This window comes from Gordonia aichiensis NBRC 108223 (genome assembly GCF_000332975.1).
Classification (GTDB): Bacteria; Actinomycetota; Actinomycetes; order Mycobacteriales; family Mycobacteriaceae; genus Gordonia; species Gordonia aichiensis.
Genome location: NZ_BANR01000002.1, coordinates 47977 through 65746, shown reverse-complemented (window position 1 = coordinate 65746; position 17770 = coordinate 47977). Strand labels below are relative to the sequence as shown.

Here is a 17770-nt window from a genome sequence, read left to right as displayed (position 1 = left end):
CCCGCCAACCCACCGCGAGAGGCCTATGCCAACGCGGCAGCGACCTCTGCGGCCCAGTACGTGAGGATGATCGAGGCGCCTGCGCGTTTGATGGAGGTCAGCGACTCGAGGATCGCGGCGTCGCGGTCGATCCACCCGCGCTCGGCGGCGGCGGTGATCATCGAGTACTCGCCCGAGATCTGATACGCCGCGACGGGTACATCGGAGATCTCGGCGACGTCGCGGACGATGTCGAGATAGCTCATGGCGGGTTTCACCATCACGATGTCGGCGCCCTCGTCGAGGTCGAGGCGCACCTCGCGCAGCGCCTCGGTCCGGTTGGAGCCGTCCTGCTGATAGGTGCGGCGGTCGCCCGCGAGCGATGACCCGACCGCCTCGCGGAACGGCCCGTAGAACGCGGAGGCGTATTTCGCGGAATACGCGAGGATACCCGTGTCGGTGAGTCCCTCGGCGTCGAGCGCAGCACGGATCGCCGCCACCTGCCCGTCCATCATTCCCGACGGTCCGAGTAGTTGCGCTCCGGCGCGGGCCTGGGCGAGCGACATCGACACGTAGCGGTCGAGCGTGGCGTCGTTGTCGACGCGACCGTCGTCGGAGAGGACGCCGCAGTGCCCGTGGTCGGTGAACTCGTCGAGACAGGTGTCGGCCATCAGCACCGTCGAATCACCGAGATCGTCTGCGAGAACACGTAATCCGCGGTTGAGGATGCCGTCGGGGTCGTCGGCGCCCGAGCCGACGGCGTCCTTGTCGCCGGCGTCGGGCACACCGAACAGCATGAGCCCACCGACGCCTGCCCGCACAGCCTCGTCGGCAGCCTTACGCAGCGAGTCGAGCGTGTGCTGGACGACGCCGGGCATGGACTCGATCGGGCGAGGGTCGTCGATGCCGTCGGCAACGAACATCGGCAACACGAGATCCGCCGACCGGATCGTGTTCTGCGCGACCAGCCGACGCATCGCCTGCGTGGTGCGCAATCTACGGGGACGGATCACAGGTGCCATATGAACAACCCTACGACCGCGAGCGCCGCGACTTCTTGCGCGGCGGAGGCAGTGCGCCCTCGGCCCGCAGTCGCGCAGCGTGCTCGGCGAGGGCATCCACCAGTTCGGTCACCGATGCCGACTCCGGCTGCACGTCGACGCGCAGACCGAATTCGGTTGCGGTCTCGGCAGTCTTGGGGCCGATGCACGCAACGATGGTGCGCGCGTGCGGTTTTCCGGCGATGCCGACCAGGTTGCGGACCGTCGAACTCGAGGTGAAGCAGACGGCGTCGAACCCGCCGGTCTTGATCATCTCGCGTGTCTCGGCGGGCGGCGGCGCGGCGCGCACGGTGCGGTAGGCGGTGACGTCGTCGATCTCCCAGCCGCGTTCGCGCAGCCCCTCCGAGAGGGTCTCGGTGGCGATGTCGGCGCGTGGCAACAGGATTCGGTCGACGGGGTCGAAGACGTCGTCGTAGGGCGGGAAGTCCTCGAGGAGCCCGAGGCTCGACTGCTCGCCCGACGGGACCAGCTCGGGGTTGATGCCGAAGGTCCGCACCTTCTCGGCGGTCGCCTCGCCGACGCACGCGATCTTCACGCCGGAGAAAGCCCGTGCGTCGAGTCCGAACTCGGCGAACTTCTCCCACACGGCACGCACCGCGTTGGTCGAGGTGAACACGACCCACTGGTAGCGGCCGTCGACGAGTCCCTTGACGGCACGCTCCATCTGGGCGGGACTGCGCGGCGGCTCGACCGCGATGGTCGGAACCTCCTTGGGTACGGCGCCGTGGCTCACGAGGCGTTCGCTCATGTCGCCCGCCTGGTCCTTGGTGCGGGGCACCAGCACGGTCCAGCCGTAGAGCGCGCGTGACTCCCACCAGGAGAGCTTGCCGCGCTGGCTGACGACCTTGCCGATGGTCAGGATCAGCGGACCTGTGAGGGCGTTGCCCTGTTCGTTGAGCGTGGCGAGCGTCGCCTCGATCGTGCGCTGAGCGCACGTGGTGCCGTTGATGGTGATCGCGACCGGGGTCTGCGGCGCGAGCCCGTGCTCGGTCAGCGCACTTGCCGTCTCGGCAAGATGACCCGACGTCGCATGCAGCACCAACGGCCCGGGTGCAGCGGCGAGCGCGGCCCAGTCGACACCCTCGGACCGGACGTCGGCCTCGGTGTGGCTGGAGCCGAGCGGCATCCCCGCATAACTCGGGACCACCGACGCGGCGGGCAACCCGGGAAGGACCTCGAACGCCACCGAGGTGCGCGAGACCGCGTTGACCTCGGACAGCACCGAGTCGGTCGTCAGCGGATCGCCCGAGACGACGCGGACCACGTCCTCGCCCTCCTTGGCTGCGGCGACCAGCGTGCGCGCGACCTCGGTCGGATCACCGAGCGCGGGGTGTACCACCTGCTCGGTGGCCTCTGCCGCATCGGCGTCGGCGGCCGGGGCGTCGGACGACTCGGCGGCATCGTTGTCCTGAGCAGCGTCCTTGGCCTGCGCATCGGCCTTTTTCGTGTTCTTGCGGGCGGAGTCTTCCTGCTCCTCGCGGTGCGCGGACCCGATCATCGAGACGACGGTGGCAGGCACGTCGGGATCGATGAAGGCGGTCGTGGCGTTCGCGATCACGGTCCGCGCGCGCACGGTCAGCAGGTCAGGATCGCCGGGGCCCGATCCCACGAACAGGATGCGGCCGGCCCGACCCGGATTGGCCTTCTTCGTACGGCTCATGCGTTCGCACTCTCCTGCCCTCGTGACGAGGGCTGCAGTTCTTCTCTGCTGCTCAGGAGTTGACGAGTTCGCCCGCTCCCAGGTCCAGCAGTTCGGCGGCGAGGCCCCGTCCGAGTTGTTCGGCGTTGTCGACAGGACCCACCACCGAAGCGCGGATCACGTCGGATCCGTCTTCGGCCGCCACCGCCGCGCGCAGCGACAGTTCGGCGAAGATGCGCCCGTCCTCGTCGATCGACTCGACCACTTCGGCTATCGCCCCGACCGGCGCGGTACATCCGGCTTCGAGAGTTGCCAGTACCGCACGCTCGGCGTCGACCGCCGCTCGGGTGGCGTCGTCGTCCAACTCGGCGAGTATTCTCACCAGTTCGGCATCGTCGGAGCGGCACTCCACTGCCAGTGCCCCCTGCGCCGGTGCCGGTAACAGCACCACGGGATCGAACGCTTCGGTGACCTCTTCGGCCCTGCCGATGCGGACGAGTCCGGCACGGGCGACAACGACTGCGTCGAGTTCGCCGCCGGCGACTTTGCCCAACCGAGAATCTAGGTTGCCTCTTAGGGGGCGGATTTCCAAACCGAGACCCAATGCTCTAAGCTGCGCGGCCCGTCGTGGGGATGACGTTCCGATCGTCGAGCCGGGCGGAAGTTCCCCAAGGACCATGTCATCCCTGCTGACCAGCGCGTCTCGTGGATCTTCCCTGGGTGGGACGGCCGCGATGTGCAGTCCCGGATCGGGTGCGGTCGGGAGGTCTTTGTACGAGTGGATCGCGACGTCGATCTCGCCCGCGTGAAGCGCGTTGCGGATGGCCGTCGTGAAGACCCCGACTCCGATCTCGGCGACCGGAGCGGCCGACGCATCGCCCGCCGTGCGGATGATGACGAGTTCTGCGGGATGCCCGTTGGCGATCAGCGCGTCGGCAATGGTCTGCGATTGGGTACGGGCCAACAGTGAGCCGCGCGTACCGATGCGGATGGGACTCAACGCTCTCCCTGATCGGTCGACTTCTCGCCGACGCCGCGCTTACCACTCAAGCCGCTCTCCGGTGCCGACACCGCTTCGGCAGCTCCCGGCTTGAGCTCGAAGAGCTCGCGCAGCGCCTCCGCGTAGTGATCTCCGTTGGGGGTCGAGGCGAGCTGCTTCACGCGCACGGTGGGTGCATGCAGCAGCTTGTCGACGACGCGTCGAACAGTTTTCGCGACCTCGTCGCGCTGTGCGCCCTCGAGGTCGGGTAGCCGTGTCTCGAGCCGGAGGATCTCCGCTTCGACGACGTCTGCAGCACGCTGCCGCAGGGCCGCCACGGTCGGCGTGACCTCGGCCTGACGCTGCAGGGTGAGGTAGTCGGCGAGCTCGCCCCCGACGATCGAACGGGCCGCGACGGTGTCGTCGTGTGCGGCCTGAGCCTCAGAGTCGCCGCGGAGGCCCTCGATGTCGATGACGTGGGCGCCGGGCAGTCGGGCCGCTGCGGGATCGACGTTGCGGGGCAGCCCGAGGTCGCAGATGATCAGCGGCCGCGGCGCCGTCCGTGCGGCGAGTGCCGAGTGCACCTCGCCCACTCCCACGACGGTGCCGATGGAGCCGGTGCATGCGACGACGATGTCGGCCTCGGCCATCACGGCGGGCAGATCACCGAATCCCACGCCCCGCACCGCGACGCCGGGATGATTGGCCGCGATGTTGCCTGCGAGGTGCTCTGCGTTGGCGACGGTCCGGTTGACCACGACGAGCTCGCGAACGCCCTCACGGGCCAACTGGGCGGTCGCAAGACCCCCCATGGCGCCGGCGCCGATCACGACGGCCCGCCGCAGCGACGTGGCCGGATCGAGCTCGGGTGCTGCGGTGCGCAGGAAGTGCTGTGCGCGGTGTAGCGCGACGGACACCACTGACGCCCCCGCACGGTCGATTCCCGTCTCGCTGTGCACGCGCTTGCCGACGCGCAGTGCATGCTGTGCCAGTTCGTGCAGAGTGCGTCCGGCGGTCTTGTTCGCGTCGGCCTCGAGATAGGCGTTGCGGATCTGCCCGAGGATCTGCTGCTCGCCGACGACGATCGAGTCGAGCCCGGCGGCGACGGTGAACAGATGCTCGACGGCGGCCTCGGAGTACCGGACGTATGCGTGGCGGGTGAGGTCGTTGATGCTCAGCCCAGAGTGATCACCCAGCACCTCGCCGACCGCCTCGAGAGCCGGGTGGAAGGCGTCGACGACGGCGTAGATCTCGACACGATTGCAGGTCGAGACGAGCATCGCCTCGGAGATCGCGCGCGACGACAGCAGGTCGTCGACGAGCTTGGGCCGGTCATGATCGGAGACCGCGACTCGTTCGAGAACGTCGACGGGTGCGCTCCGATGGCTGATTCCGAACAGCAGAACACTCACCGCGTCACCGTCTCCATCGCAGACCTCGCATTGATCATCGTTGATCCACACTCCGCACGTTCACTGGGCACGTTCATCTCTGCACGTCCACATCGGGCAGATCGTCGCCAGGCAGTCCGGCCCCGGGGAGGTCGACATGGCCCTGCTGCCCGCCTTCGGCGACGGACAGCGGGGTACGTGACGCGTGGAACGTCAGCACCTGTAGCTCCAAGGCTAGATCAACCTGTCTGACGACGACATCGGAGTCCGTCGACAAGGTTGCGGCGGTGACGTTCAGCAGTTGCCGCACACCGGCGGCGACGAGCGCGTCGGCGGCGCGTTGTGCCTTGTCAGCGCCGGTGGCGATGACTCCGATGTCGACCTGGGCGATCGCCGGATCGCTCGACAGGGTCGCCAGGGCGGCACAGGGCGCAACCACGACGTCGTCGACGACGGTTCCGATGACGTCCGGGTCGTCGTCGAACATCGCCACGACACGGAACGTGCGGTCGGTGGCCGTGTGCGTGACGAGCAGCCGCCCGAGGGTTCCCGCACCGACGAGCGCGACGGTGTGAACGGTGTCGGTGTGCAGTGCGAGGGCGATGCGCGCGGTGAGACGCCCGACGTCGTAGCCGACGCCGCGTACGCCGTTGGCGCCGACATGGGACAGATCCTTGCGGAGGATGGCGGGGTTGACTCCGGCCGCGGTGGCCAGTTGACCGCTGGAGGCGACCAGGACCCCGCGCTGACCGAGCGCACGCAAGACGTGCAGATAGGTCGCCAGGCGCGTCACCGACGGCTCGGGGATGCGATCAGACACCGTCCCGATACCCATTGCGCACACTCACTTCCGCCTGTCCCGACCAAGTGATCAGCGTAATACGCCGCATTCCCGACGCGGCACGCGACCCGCGGCGCGCTCAGCCTCGTTGTGCGCCCAGGTCGGCACGCAGCCGCGGCTCGTCGACCTCCCAGTAGCTGTGCTCCTGCCCGTCGAGCAGAACGACGGGCAGGCGGTCGCCGTACTCGGCGCGCAGTTCCGGATCGCCTGCGTTCGCGGCCGCGTCGACGTCGACGACGTCGTACTCGACGGAGAACTCTCCGCAGATGCGCGTGAGATCGGCGCGGGCGGCTACGCAGGCCGCGCAACCGTCACGGGTGAGCAACGTGATCGACATCGAACAGACTCCTTCGACGTTGGTGCCGGCCGACGTTGGTGCCGACACGGTCTGACACCATGATTAGTCTGTGGGGTGAGCAGGCCGCACAGTAGGCAGTCGCGAGAGGTGGAGAGTGCGCGTGACCTCTGAGAACGAGGAGCCGAACAGCAGGGTTCCCGATTCCGGGTCCGATGCGTCCGATGCGGACGCCACACCGCCCGGCAACACACAGACATCCGGCGCCACTGACGCTTCGCTCCCCGACGAGCCCGGCCCCGGTGAGCCCGGCCCCGGTGAGCCCGGTCCCAGTAACCCCGGCCCCAGTGACGAGGACTGGGAGTTCCACGCCGAGAGTGTCGGCGGTTCCGACGATGACGACGAGTTCCACACCGACGACGCCGACGGCATCGACTCCGATGACGACGAACCCGGCCGCGTCACCACCTGGATCTCTGAACGCGCGACGGCGGCAACCGGACGCTTCCGCCAGACCGCTCAGGAACTGCGGCAGGCCCTCGCAGGCGAGGCGTCGGCGCAGGCGGCCGTCGACTCGCTGCGGGCGCGCCCGCCTGTCGACGTCGAATCCGACGTTCCGGTCGACCTCACCGCCGCAGCGTTCTTCGACGTCGACAACACCCTGGTGCAGGGAGCCTCGATCGTGCATTTCGCACGCGGGCTCGCAGCGCGGAAGTACTTCTCGTACTCCGACATTTTCGACTTCGCCTGGACGCAGGCCAAGTTCCGTATCACGGGCAAGGAGAACGCCCAGGATGTGGCCGAGGGCCGCGAAAAGGCGTTGTCATTCATCGCAGGCCGGGAGACCGCCGAGCTCGCCGCGCTCGGCGAAGAGATCTACGACGAGTACATCGCCGACAAGATCTGGCCTGGTACACGGGCATTGGCGCAACGCCACCTCGACGCAGGCCAGCAGGTATGGCTGGTCACGGCGACCCCCGTCGAGCTGGCGCAGACCATCGCCGACCACCTGGGCCTCACCGGGGCTCTCGGCACCGTCGCCGAGAGCGTCGACGGCAAGTTCACCGGGCGCCTCGTCGGCGACATCCTGCACGGCCCCGGCAAGGCGCATGCCGTGCGCGCGTTGGCAATTCGTGAGGGGCTCAATCTCAAGCGCTGCACCGCGTACTCCGACTCGCACAACGACGTCCCGATGCTGTCACTGGTCGGTCGGGCCGTCGCGATCAACCCCGACGCCGATCTGCGCGACGTCGCCAAGGTGCGCGGCTGGGAGATGTACGACTTCCGCACCGCCCGCAAGGCCGCGAAGTACGGGGCGTCGACGGCACTGGTCGTCGGCGCTGCAGGTGCCGCCGGCGCCGGCGCGGTGAAGCTGCTGCGCAACAAGGGGTGAGACGCCGGTCGGCGCCGCCACCTCTCAGAGCGAGGTGACGGAGCTCGAGGGGTCGATCAGCACCTTGGCGTGGTGCTCCGCGCCGCCGAGGATCTCGAAAACCTCTGCAACGGCGTCGAATCCGATGACCCCGGTGACCAGGGGCGTCACGTCGACCTTGCCGTCGGCGATGAGGTGGAGTGCAGTGCGGAATTCGGCGGGGTCGTAGTAGATCACGAAGCGGAGATCGACTTCCTTGTTGATCGCCATGGCCGGGCGGAACCGGTCTGACTCCATACACACCCCGACGACGACGATGCGCGTCCGCAGCGGCACGCCCGTCACGATGTTCTCGATCATCCCGGGCACGCCGACGCACTCGAACACGACCGGCCCCGCGGGCGTGGCTCCGATCTTGTCGCCGAGCGCGATGGCCCGCCACCACGGGAGACCGGGCACCCGTCGCAGGATGTGCATCGCCTCGAACGCGGTGTTGAGCAGTTGGCCGGTGCGTGTGAGGTATTTACCCTTCTTCGCGGCGATGTCCCAGGGCGACTCGACCGTCGGGTCGACGACGATGTCGGCGCCGCAGCGTCGGGCGAGGTCTCGACGACCCGCCGACAGGTCCGACGCGATGACCGTTCGCACGCCCTTGGCCTTGAGGACCAGTATCACCGACAGCCCGATCGGACCGCAGCCGACGACGACCGCCACGTCGCGCTTGCCCACGTCTCCACGGTTGACGGCGTGCACAGCCACCGACAGAGGTTCGGTCAGAGCGGCCTGGTCGATCGGCACGCCGTCGGGGACCGGCATCGTCATGTCCTCGGACACGACGACGTACTCGGCGTACGAACCGGGCGCGTCCGCGCTGAGTCCGACGAGATGCTCTGTCTCGCCGTGTTTGATGATCGGCAGCGCGGCCACCAGCGTGCCCGGCGCCCACTTCTTGCGGCATTTCGGACCGTAAGCGGCGATCTCGCCGATGAACTCATGGCCCATCACGACGTGATCGGACGATCGCATGAATCGGTCGTAGCCGACCTCCGCGGTGACGTCGGCGGTGTCGTCGCTGTGGGTTCGTGCATGCAGGTCGGAGCCACAGATGCCCGTGCGCACCACTTTCAGCAGAACCTGGCCCGGCCCGGGCTGCGGAGTCTCGATCTCCTCGACGCTCAGCTTGCCCTGGTGGCACACGACTGCACGCATCGGCTTCCTCTCCTCCGGCGGACGTTTCGTAGCAACGTGCGTTGCTACGTTCTACCGGACACTGTGCCAGATGGCTGTGACGCCGATCTCGTCGGGAGACGATTGCGGGCACGTGAACGTCTCGGCCACGCCGCGACCGACGGGTATGCCGTCGAGGTAGAGGCGCCGGGGGGATTCAGCCGAAGTACACGCTGCCCCGGCGGCTCAGCATGCGGAAGAGCGTCTGCTGGATCTCCTCGCGCACGTGGTCGGTGAGGTCGAAGACGACCATCGGGTCGTCGGCAGACGACTCGTCGTATCCGCCGGTCTCGATCGGACGCCCGAAGTGGATGTGCCACTTGGACGGAAGCGGCACCAGGCCGAGCGGCCCGAGCAACGGGAACGTCGGGGTGACGGGCAGATACGGGAGGCCGAGGATGCGGGCGATCGGTTTGAGGTCGGCGATCATCGGGTAGATCTCCTCCGATCCCACAATCGAGACCGGGATGATCGGGCTGGCGTTGCGCAGCGCCGTCGTCACGAAGCCGCCGCGACCGAACCGTGCGAGCTTGTAGCGGTCCTTGTAGAGCTTGCCGATCCCCTTGTAACCCTCGGGCCACACCGCGGTGAGTTCGCCCGCGCGCAGCAGGCGATCGGCGTCGTTGGTGCACGCGAGCGTCGCGCCGATGCGACGCGCCACCTCGCTGACCCCCGGGGTGTCAAAAGCCATGTCGGCGGCGAGGATTCGCAGATACCGCCCGGTCGGGTGATTGTCATGCACCGCGAGGCTGGTCATCAGTGCGTCGACAGGCAACGCTCCGGCGTGGTTGGCAACGAGCAGCGCTCCCCCGTCGACAGGCAGGTTCTCGACCCCGGTCACCTCGACGCGGAACCACTTCTCGTAGACCTGACGGATGGCCGGGAACCAGACGGACTCGGTGAAGTGCGGATCGAAGCCGAAATCGTCGATCTCGTAGTCGCCCGTCATCCGCTCACGAATGAAACCTGCTGTGGCAGTAAGTGAATCGGCAACGGCGCCTCGGATACCGCCGAGACTGAACAACGGGCTGCGCGCAGGACCACGCTGCTCGACGCCGAGCGCCTCCGTCCCGAGCGCGACGTCGTCTGTGATGGGGGTGACCGCAGCAGGCGGCCGACCGAAGCCATCCGTGTTGGGATGACCGATGGTCGACGGCGCCGTCGCCTGTTGACTCGGATGCCGACGACGTCCGGCCTCACGCGTGGCGCCGGGCTGATCACGTCGCGCGGCCTCGATGCCCGCGCCCGAGCTTGCGTACAACTGGATCACCTTTGCCGTGCGTGCATCACCGGAAGACGTCACGTGATTCGACAAGGTGCTCCACCCCCAACGGGTACGACGCAGAAGAATTGAGGAGGGGGAGAGCCCGGGTTCGCTGCGTCGACGCACCCGGGTCTGGCGTCCGAGTTTACGGGGTCATCTCTCATAGCGCACCTTGCACTGATGTATTTGCATTCTCATTGATTGCGTCGAATCGCGGATTCAAATTGACGCCTGAAACGGACACTCTGTGCGATTTACGCGGCTTCTCATCAGGCCAGCCGATGCGCCGCCGACACGACCCGCCGCTCGGCTCTGCGCCAGGCGTCCGGCGCGATCACCGGACTCACACCACTGCGCTCGACGAAGTCGTCGAGCGTCTCCGATGTCGAGAACCGCGGGGCGAATCCTAGCTCGGAACGCATCCGCGTGGTGTCGAGAACCCTTCCGTACGTGAGGAATTCGGTCTGCGACGAACGCAGCCGAGCGGATCGCAGGTTCTGCATCACCCCGGTGATCGGCGCGAGCAACCCTCCCACCACGGGGAGTTCGAGGTGACCGACCCGTCGGATCGCCTGCGTCAACGTGACCACTCCGTCACCCGCAATGTTGAAAGTTCCGGGTTTTCCGCGCAGCGTCACACGCTCCATTGCGGCGAGCGCATCCTCTTCATGGAGAAATTGCAACCGGGGCTGATACCCGATGACAGTCGGAACCACCGGGAGCGAAAGATATGAACTCATCCTGGTGTTGATTCGAGGCCCGAGCATGGCCTGCAATCGCATGATCGTCACGTCGATGTCCTGGCGCCGGCGCGCGAGGCCACGCACGTACCCCTCGACGTCGAGCATGTCGCGTCCGTAGCCTCGTCGCGGGTCTCGCTTGGCAGGCGTCTCCTCGGTGAACTGCGCGGGGTCACGCGGACTCGCTCCATAGACCATCGCCGTCGAGCGCAGGATGAGCCGCTTGACCGACGGACTGCGCTGACATGCGCCGCATACCTGCATCGCACCGAGAAGGTTGAACTCCTTGATGGCCGCCGAATGCGGGGCCGTCTCCATGATCGACGTCGCCGCATGCACCACGGTGTCGACCTCGTAGTGCGCGATCGCCTTCGCGATCGCGGGCCTTCGGATGTCGAGGCGCAGGAACTCAGCGCGCCCCATCCGGCGCATCAGGTCCTTGCGCGGCACGCGGGAGTCGACCGCCAGCACACGTTCGACGTCGGGGTTGGCAGCCAGTGCGGCGACGAGGTAGCCGCCCAGGAAGGTCGACGCCCCGGTGACCAGCACCGTGCGCGGAACCTGTTGAACGTCGGACGTTGAACCATCGGGCATGGTGGCAAGGCTAGCCCGACGAAAAAGAACCCGCACTCAGGCGGGTTCTTCGGCGCGCGGTCAGCAGTGTGACCGCGGGAAATCCTGTGACGCCTCGCGGCGCCGCAGGATCACTTACCGAGTTTGCGACGCTGCACGCGAGTCCGACGCAGAAGCTTACGGTGCTTCTTCTTCGACATGCGCTTGCGGCGCTTCTTGATCACTGAACCCATCGGGGCACTTCCTCACTTACACAGTCTCACGCGGTTTCACGGCACGCTGTCGTCGACACTCACACTTGGCGGTGAGGCCTGCCCGCCGGAACCAGCGGCGAGATCAGCTACGCGTTCATCAACACTACCGGTCGGTGTCGCCAAGAGAAAAATCAGGTCGCCTCTGGTGAACACCACAACTCCTGCCGACGGCCCGCACGGGGCCGAGCGACAGGAGTTGTCGGGACGTTCTCGGGTGCGCCCGGACCCGCGGTGCGGCTCCGACGGCTGCTGCGACTACCCGGCGTCGAAGTACGACGTCTCCAGGTAGTCGTGCACCGCCTTGGCGTGCACGCGGAACGAACGGCCCACGCGCACCGCGGGGAGTTCTCCGCTATGGACGAGACGATAAACGGTCATCTTCGAGACACGCATCAGGGATGCGACCTCGGCCACGGTCAGGAACTGCGAGCCTGAACCCGCATTGCCGACCGCACCTGACCTGTCACCAGGAGTCTCTGCTGCCATGAGTTACTCATACCTCCGGAGCACGCGTCGCGGCCGCCGGCTTCCCCTCCGGCGGACACCAGACACGCACGTGCTTAAAGCAGCTTAGCGTGGCAGATGTGAAAAAAGCGACGTAAGTGGCTTGGATCTGCGCCATTTGTGACGCTGAACCACAACATACTGGGGTTTTGCGTGCTCAGGACCCTAAATCTTGGGAGGCGCCGTTCGGGCGCGGTCGGGTGTTCAGCTGCCCAAACCCTCAACGTCGGGTCGACGTCCGGCCCGTGCACTGGCCTGTGCACAGGCCTCGGTCGCCCGATACATCGCCGCTCGAGCTCCGTTCTCCTCCAGCACACGGATGGCGGCTGCAGTGGTGCCACCTGGCGAGGTCACAGCTGCACGCAGATCCACCGCGGACACCCCGGAGTCGCTCATCAGGATTCCGGAACCCCGGATGGTCTGCACGGCCAGCTCGCTGGCCTGTGCACGGGTGAGGCCGAGAGCAACCCCGGCATCGATCATCGATTCGGCAAGGAGGAACACGTAGGCAGGCCCGGATCCCGAGATCGCAGTGACCGCATCCATCTGCTTCTCCGGCACGACGATGACCTTGCCGACGCTCTCGAGGAGTCCGACCACCGCGGTGAGCTGCTCGGGGTCGACGTGGCGTCCCGGCGACACCGCCGACATCGCCTCGTTCACGAGCATCGGCGTGTTGGGCATCACCCGCACGACCGGCACGCCTGCGGGCAGCGCGTTCTCATATCGTGCGATCGGCACTCCTGCCGCGAGGCTGATGGTGACGCGCTCGGATTCGCCGTCGTCGTCGACGCGGGCGAGTTGCCGCAGCACCGCGTCGACGATGTCGGGCTTGACCGCGATGAACACGTAGTGCGCGCCTTCCACCGCCGTCGGCACGTCTGTGACCAGCACGCCGTACTCATCGGCGAGTTCGCGAGCCCGCGCCTCGTCGAGTTCGGCCACCGCGAGGTTCTTGGCCTGGTGGCCCGATGCGATGAGTCCGGCGAGCAGTGCCTCACCTATCTTGCCGCCGCCGATGATGGCGATCCGTTCACTCACGTCGTGATGCCTTTCTTCTCGACTCAGGTGGCGCGGGTCAGCCCTGCCGCTGCGGGATGAGCGCGAGCTGACGGGACTGCGCGACCACAGTGCCCGTCGAGTCCACCACGAGGTGGTCCTCTTCGAACATTCCGGGCCCCACCTCAGTGCTCGACGCCGCGAATCGGAGCCACCCCGGTGCGGGGCGACGTCGGACGTAGGTGGTGAGCTGGACGGTCGGCGCCCAACCGAAGAGGGCGAGGTTCATCACCACCGGGGGCGAGATGTCGCAGACGAGCACCGAGAACTCGACATCGGGCTCGGTGTTCTTCGGACGAGTCCACCCACGGACGACGGGCTCACCGGTCTCGCCTCGCGCGACGGGGAAGCTCGTCGGATCGAGTACGAGGTCGAGGGCCGACCCGAGATGCATGACGTCACCGACCGGCGAGCCGTCGATGGAGATGCCGTCGGGTTGCGGCTGTGCGGGCAGGTCGTCGAGAACCGAGGGTGCCGAATGGTGCGGTGTTCCGCTGTCGGGTCGGGCCAGGGTGACCGACGACGAGACCATCAGTCGTCCGTTCTGGGCGAGGTCGACGGACAGCAGTGTGACCGTCCTGCCGCGCTTCCGCAGCGTCACCGAGAGGTCGACGGCTGCGGGGACGGGGGCCGCGAGGTAGTCGCTGGCGATGGCTACGGGCACGAGGTCGGCGCTGCGCAGCGTCGACGGGGCGGCGGTGGTCGAAGCGCCGCGGGTGGTCGAGTCGCCCGCTTCGGCCAGGTCGTCATACGCGCGCAGGGCCGCGCGGGCGACGAGCATCTGCATCGTGCCGCCGTGGACCTTTGGCCCGATCGTGAACGTCGGATCGATGGTCGCGCGGTAGTTGACGTCACCGGCTCCCTCGGTGGGATGCAGGGTCAACAGTCCGGCGATCTTGTCGCTCATTCGGTTTCGATCTCCTGGGTCGGTGCGGTACGCACGGGGTCGCGGCGCAGGTTGGTGCGCGCGAAGTCGAGGGCACGGCCGAGGAGGGCGGCGCGTTCGGGTTTGGTGCGCGCCGACCCGGTGCTCACCTCGAGGACCACGGAACCGGTGAAGTCACTGGCGGCGAGTCGTCGACACACCTCGACGCAGGGTTGCGAGCCGTCGCCGGGAATGAGGTGCTCATCAGTGGCCGCCCCGCTGCCGTCGGCGAGGTGTAGATGGCTCAGGCGTGATCCCATGCGCTCGAACAAACCGACTGCGTCGACTCCCGCTGTCGCCGTGTGCGAGAGGTCGAGGGTGTAGTGCGCGTACCCGTCGTCGGTGGGGTCAGTCGACTTGCCGAATGCCGACGCCGCACGTCCCGGGCCTCCCCCGCGCGCGTTGAGGCGCTGCGCCGAACGTTTGCCCGCACCGAAGAGCCGGTCGGCGCGCATGGGGAACATGTTCTCCACCGCGACGTCGACGCCGGTGTTCTCCTCGAGCTCGGCGACCAGATCGTCGAACGCCGCCGTGTACGCCCGCTGCCACCGGAACGGGGGATGCACGACCACGGTGGGAGCCCCGAGGTCTTCGGCCGCCGACACCGCGCGAGCCAGCTTCGCCTGCGGATCGCGGCCCCACACACGCTGCGAGATGAGCAGACACGGGGCGTGGATCGACAGCACCGGTACCTGATAGCGCTCGGAGAGATACTCGACGTGGGCGATGTCCTGGCTGACAGCCTCGCCCCACACCATGAGTTCGACACCGTCGAAACCCAACTCGGCTGCGTACGCGAATGCCGCCTCGGTGTTCTGCGGGTAGACCGAGGCCGTCGACAGCCCGATCGGGATGTCGGTCACGGGAGCGCGCATCTAGACCCTCACGTCGCGAGCAACACCAGCGGACCGATGGTCACGATGAGTCCGACCCCCAACGCCAACAGCGTGGTGAACAGGTCGCGAGAGTGCCGCACGGCGTGGGTGAACGAGACGATGCCGAAGATCACCAGCACTGCCAACACGAGGGCGAAATAGACATTCCACCGCCACAATTCGGTGAATCCCCAGAACAATCCCACACCGACCGCGAGCCCGAGAATCGCCTCGCCGATGACCAGCAGCCACGCCTTCAGGGGCGAGCGACCACCTTCGTCGACGTCTGCCCTACTCGGCTTCTCCGACGCTGTCCCGCCCGGCTTCGACGTGGTGGCGTCGGCTCCGGAGGTTGCGGTTGTGGTCGGATCATCAGTGGTCAGATCGGTCTTCGTCGTCGTCCGATCCGGCGCTGCCGTAAAGGCTGCCGCTGTGGTGGATGACGCCGCCGGCGCTGCCACCGTCTGCGCCGCGGTGGGGGCTGTTGCCGTGTCGTCGGTTCCGCCGGCGTCGTCGGCCGCGTCCTCCTCGCCTGCGGACTCGCCCGTCTGCCCCACCGCGAGCACCGACGCCTCGTCGGGCGTCGACGCCTCGTCCGGCGCGTCGGAGGGCTCGAGGTCATCACGCCGGTCGGTCGCAGGAGTCACGTCCAGCGAGTTCTCGACGAAGTCGAATGCCGCTGTCTCTGTCGCCAGCCTGGAGGCGAGGTCACCCTCGCCGTACTGGTCGTTCCCATACTGATCGTCCGCGTGCTGATCGTTGCTGCCGGGTCGATCAGTACCGGGTCGCGCGTCGGCCTCGATGTCGGAGTGATCGTCCCGCTTCGTCTTGCGCCCGAACCAGCCACGCTTGCGCTTGCCGCCACGTCGCTTCGCGTCACCGCGCTTGTCGGCGCCGTTTCGTCGCGCCGAGCGTCTGCTCGCCGACGAGTCGTTCTCATCCTCGTCGTACTCGGCGAAAGACCGGTACGCGTCGAAGTCGTCGTCGATGATGTCGCCGAAACGTCCTGCGCGAGTGGGGGGCGCCTCGAGTTCGACGACGTCGACGTCGTCGGCCTCGACGAGTCGCACGTCGCCGTCATCGCCATAGCCGACGACCGGGATGATTCCGGTGACGGCGTTCGAGTGCTCGTCACCGGCGTCGCCCTGGGCCGTGGGTGCCGGACGCGTGTCGGAAGCCTTGGTACTGCGCGACGCACGCTCGGCGACTGCGGAGGAGTTGAAGTCGCGGGTCTGCGGGGGCGCGTCGAATACCGAGCGGTCGAATCCGGTGGACGCACCTGCGGGATCGGCGGAGTCCTGCAACGGGCGGCTCTCGGATGCGCGTCGCGGTACCGGGCTGCTCGATCGCGGGAAATGCGGCTCTACGGCAGGCGCCTTCGGTTCGACTGTTCCTTGAGTACGCGCGCTGCCCTCGGGATGCTTGGTGCGCTCGGTGTCGTTGGTGCGCTCGGGATCGCGGGTCTGCGGTGCATCGGTGATACGTGGTATCTCGCCGGTCAGTTCCGACACCGATACCGCACCATCACGCCCCGCACGGCGCCTGCCACGACCTTCGCTGATCCGCGTGGCCCGCTCCTCGTCGGCGATGGCCGCATCGCGGCGAGCGAGCAGTTCAGATACGGATATCGGCCGCGACTCTGCAGCAGAGTCGTCCGATCCGCCTGCGGGTGACCCCGGTTGCTTGGCCATCGAAACTCGCTCTCCGTCCTCGTCCGTCGTCACAACTGCGTCATCTGTACGGGTGAACAGTGTGCAGGTAGACCCGGGCGTACATGTCGCCGACTCGCTTAACGCAGGCCCTGGGCTGCCGCTACCGAATCCACCGACTGTGTCGTCGCTGTCCGTTCTCGGGTGTCTGCCAACTCGGTATCGAGACGACGCAGGATCACGCCTTCACGCAACGCCCACGGACAGATCTCCAGTGTATCGACCGAGAGCGCACGCATCGCCGCCTCGGCGACGAGCGCTCCGGCAACGAGCTGACCAGCACGGTCGGCGCTGACTCCTTCGAGCTCTGCACGATCGTCGCGGGTCATCCGAGAGATGAAGGCGATCAGCTGTCGCAGTCCACTGGCCGTGAGCTGACGCTGCACCCGCAGCCCCGCACCTGAGGGAGCGGCGCCGGTCAGACGTGCGAGCGAACGGAAGGTCTTCGACGTCGCGACGGCGAGGTCGGGTTTGCCCGCTCCCCGCAACTCGCGTGCAGGTTCGCGGAGCTCGGCGTCGAGCCAGTCACGGAGCACGCCGATACGTCGCCGATCGGGCGGGTCGTCGGGAAGCCACTCTCTGGTCAGCCTGCCCGCACCGAGTGGCAGGCTGAGCGCGACGTCGGGTTCTTCGTCGACACCGTTGGAGATCTCCAGTGATCCGCCCCCGATGTCGAGCGCGAGGATGCGTCCGGCGCTCCAGCCGTACCAGCGCCGGACCGCCAGCGACGTCAGACGTGCCTCGTCGCGGCCGCTGAGCACCGTCACACGTACACCGGTCTTGGCCTCGATGCGATCGAGAACCTCATCGGAGTTGGTGGCATCGCGCACCGCCGACGTCGCAAACGCCATCGTCTGCTCACAGCCCGACGTCGAGGCGATGTGGGTGAATTCGTCAACCGCGTCGATCAGCGACCGGGCACCGCGCTCACTGAGCCTGCCCTTCGCGTCGATCTGCTCGGCGAGCCGGAGTACCGACTTGGTGGAGCTCATCGGTGTCGGGTGTCCGCCGCGATGGGCATCGACAACGAGCAGGTGAACAGTGTTGCTGCCCACGTCGAGCACTCCTAAACGCACGCGTACA

General features: G+C 67.4%; 17 protein-coding genes. 1 reads left to right on the top strand and 16 read right to left on the bottom strand.

What is annotated here, in order from left to right; translation table 11 throughout:
• Nucleotides 1–23: 23 nt before the first annotated feature.
• From hemB to GOACH_RS01490, 6 genes are all read right to left on the bottom strand, one after another.
• The gene (gene hemB, locus GOACH_RS01515) at nt 24–1001 is read right to left on the bottom strand and encodes a porphobilinogen synthase (protein ID WP_005169415.1); all 978 of its coding nucleotides are present in this window, start codon (nt 999–1001) and stop codon (nt 24–26) included.
• Between the two features lie 10 nt (nt 1002–1011).
• Nucleotides 1012–2700 carry a bifunctional uroporphyrinogen-III C-methyltransferase/uroporphyrinogen-III synthase gene (locus GOACH_RS01510; protein ID WP_005169414.1) on the bottom strand — a complete coding sequence of 563 codons (1689 nt, stop codon included), beginning with the start codon at nt 2698–2700 and terminating at the stop codon, nt 1012–1014.
• Nucleotides 2701–2752: 52 nt separating this feature from the next.
• Nucleotides 2753–3679, bottom strand: a complete 927-nt coding sequence (gene hemC / locus GOACH_RS01505) for a hydroxymethylbilane synthase (protein WP_005169412.1) — start codon at nt 3677–3679, stop codon at nt 2753–2755.
• Nucleotides 3676–5070 carry a glutamyl-tRNA reductase gene (locus GOACH_RS01500; protein ID WP_040517438.1) on the bottom strand — a complete coding sequence of 465 codons (1395 nt, stop codon included), beginning with the start codon at nt 5068–5070 and terminating at the stop codon, nt 3676–3678. Before GOACH_RS01500 ends, hemC begins: the two co-directional genes overlap by 4 nt.
• A gap of 73 nt (nt 5071–5143) precedes the next feature.
• Nucleotides 5144–5884 carry a redox-sensing transcriptional repressor Rex gene (locus tag GOACH_RS01495; protein WP_005169407.1) on the bottom strand — a complete coding sequence of 247 codons (741 nt, stop codon included), beginning with the start codon at nt 5882–5884 and terminating at the stop codon, nt 5144–5146.
• An 85-nt stretch (nt 5885–5969) separates the two neighbouring features.
• Nucleotides 5970–6227 carry a glutaredoxin family protein gene (locus GOACH_RS01490; protein ID WP_005169406.1) on the bottom strand — a complete coding sequence of 86 codons (258 nt, stop codon included), beginning with the start codon at nt 6225–6227 and terminating at the stop codon, nt 5970–5972.
• Between the two features lie 121 nt (nt 6228–6348).
• Here GOACH_RS01490 and GOACH_RS01485 point away from each other — a divergent pair, with 121 nt between their 5' ends.
• The gene (locus tag GOACH_RS01485; protein WP_083859000.1) at nt 6349–7578 is read left to right on the top strand and encodes an HAD family hydrolase; all 1230 of its coding nucleotides are present in this window, start codon (nt 6349–6351) and stop codon (nt 7576–7578) included.
• 24 nt (nt 7579–7602) lie between these two features.
• Here the strand turns inward: GOACH_RS01485 and GOACH_RS01480 are convergent, their stop codons facing one another.
• The 10 genes from GOACH_RS01480 to GOACH_RS01440 form a co-directional block, all read right to left on the bottom strand.
• Nucleotides 7603–8766 (bottom strand): zinc-binding dehydrogenase, encoded by a 1164-nt coding sequence (locus GOACH_RS01480; protein ID WP_005169402.1) that lies wholly within the window; start codon nt 8764–8766, stop codon nt 7603–7605.
• A gap of 175 nt (nt 8767–8941) precedes the next feature.
• Entirely contained in the window at nt 8942–10099 is a 1158-nt protein-coding gene (locus tag GOACH_RS01475) for a lysophospholipid acyltransferase family protein (protein WP_005169400.1), read from the bottom strand.
• A gap of 218 nt (nt 10100–10317) precedes the next feature.
• Entirely contained in the window at nt 10318–11382 is a 1065-nt protein-coding gene (locus GOACH_RS01470; RefSeq protein ID WP_040517420.1) for an NAD-dependent epimerase/dehydratase family protein, read from the bottom strand.
• A 110-nt stretch (nt 11383–11492) separates the two neighbouring features.
• Complete coding sequence (locus GOACH_RS23240; RefSeq protein WP_003402602.1) at nt 11493–11594, bottom strand: 30S ribosomal protein bS22; 102 nt, start codon at nt 11592–11594, stop codon at nt 11493–11495.
• Nucleotides 11595–11870: 276 nt separating this feature from the next.
• The gene (locus tag GOACH_RS01465; protein ID WP_005169398.1) at nt 11871–12101 is read right to left on the bottom strand and encodes a helix-turn-helix domain-containing protein; all 231 of its coding nucleotides are present in this window, start codon (nt 12099–12101) and stop codon (nt 11871–11873) included.
• Nucleotides 12102–12323: 222 nt separating this feature from the next.
• A complete protein-coding gene (gene proC / locus GOACH_RS01460) occupies nt 12324–13160 on the bottom strand; it encodes a pyrroline-5-carboxylate reductase (protein ID WP_005169397.1) in 837 nt (278 codons plus the stop codon).
• 37 nt (nt 13161–13197) lie between these two features.
• Nucleotides 13198–14085 (bottom strand): thioesterase family protein, encoded by an 888-nt coding sequence (locus GOACH_RS01455; RefSeq protein ID WP_005169396.1) that lies wholly within the window; start codon nt 14083–14085, stop codon nt 13198–13200.
• Complete coding sequence (locus GOACH_RS01450) at nt 14082–14978, bottom strand: sugar phosphate isomerase/epimerase family protein (RefSeq protein WP_005169393.1); 897 nt, start codon at nt 14976–14978, stop codon at nt 14082–14084. Before GOACH_RS01450 ends, GOACH_RS01455 begins: the two co-directional genes overlap by 4 nt.
• 8 nt (nt 14979–14986) lie before the next feature.
• Nucleotides 14987–16669 (bottom strand): Rv0497 family membrane protein, encoded by a 1683-nt coding sequence (locus tag GOACH_RS23075; RefSeq protein ID WP_052003875.1) that lies wholly within the window; start codon nt 16667–16669, stop codon nt 14987–14989.
• Nucleotides 16670–16767: 98 nt separating this feature from the next.
• Nucleotides 16768–17763, bottom strand: a complete 996-nt coding sequence (locus tag GOACH_RS01440) for a Ppx/GppA family phosphatase (protein WP_174320791.1) — start codon at nt 17761–17763, stop codon at nt 16768–16770.
• Between the last annotated feature and the right edge of the window lie 7 nt (nt 17764–17770).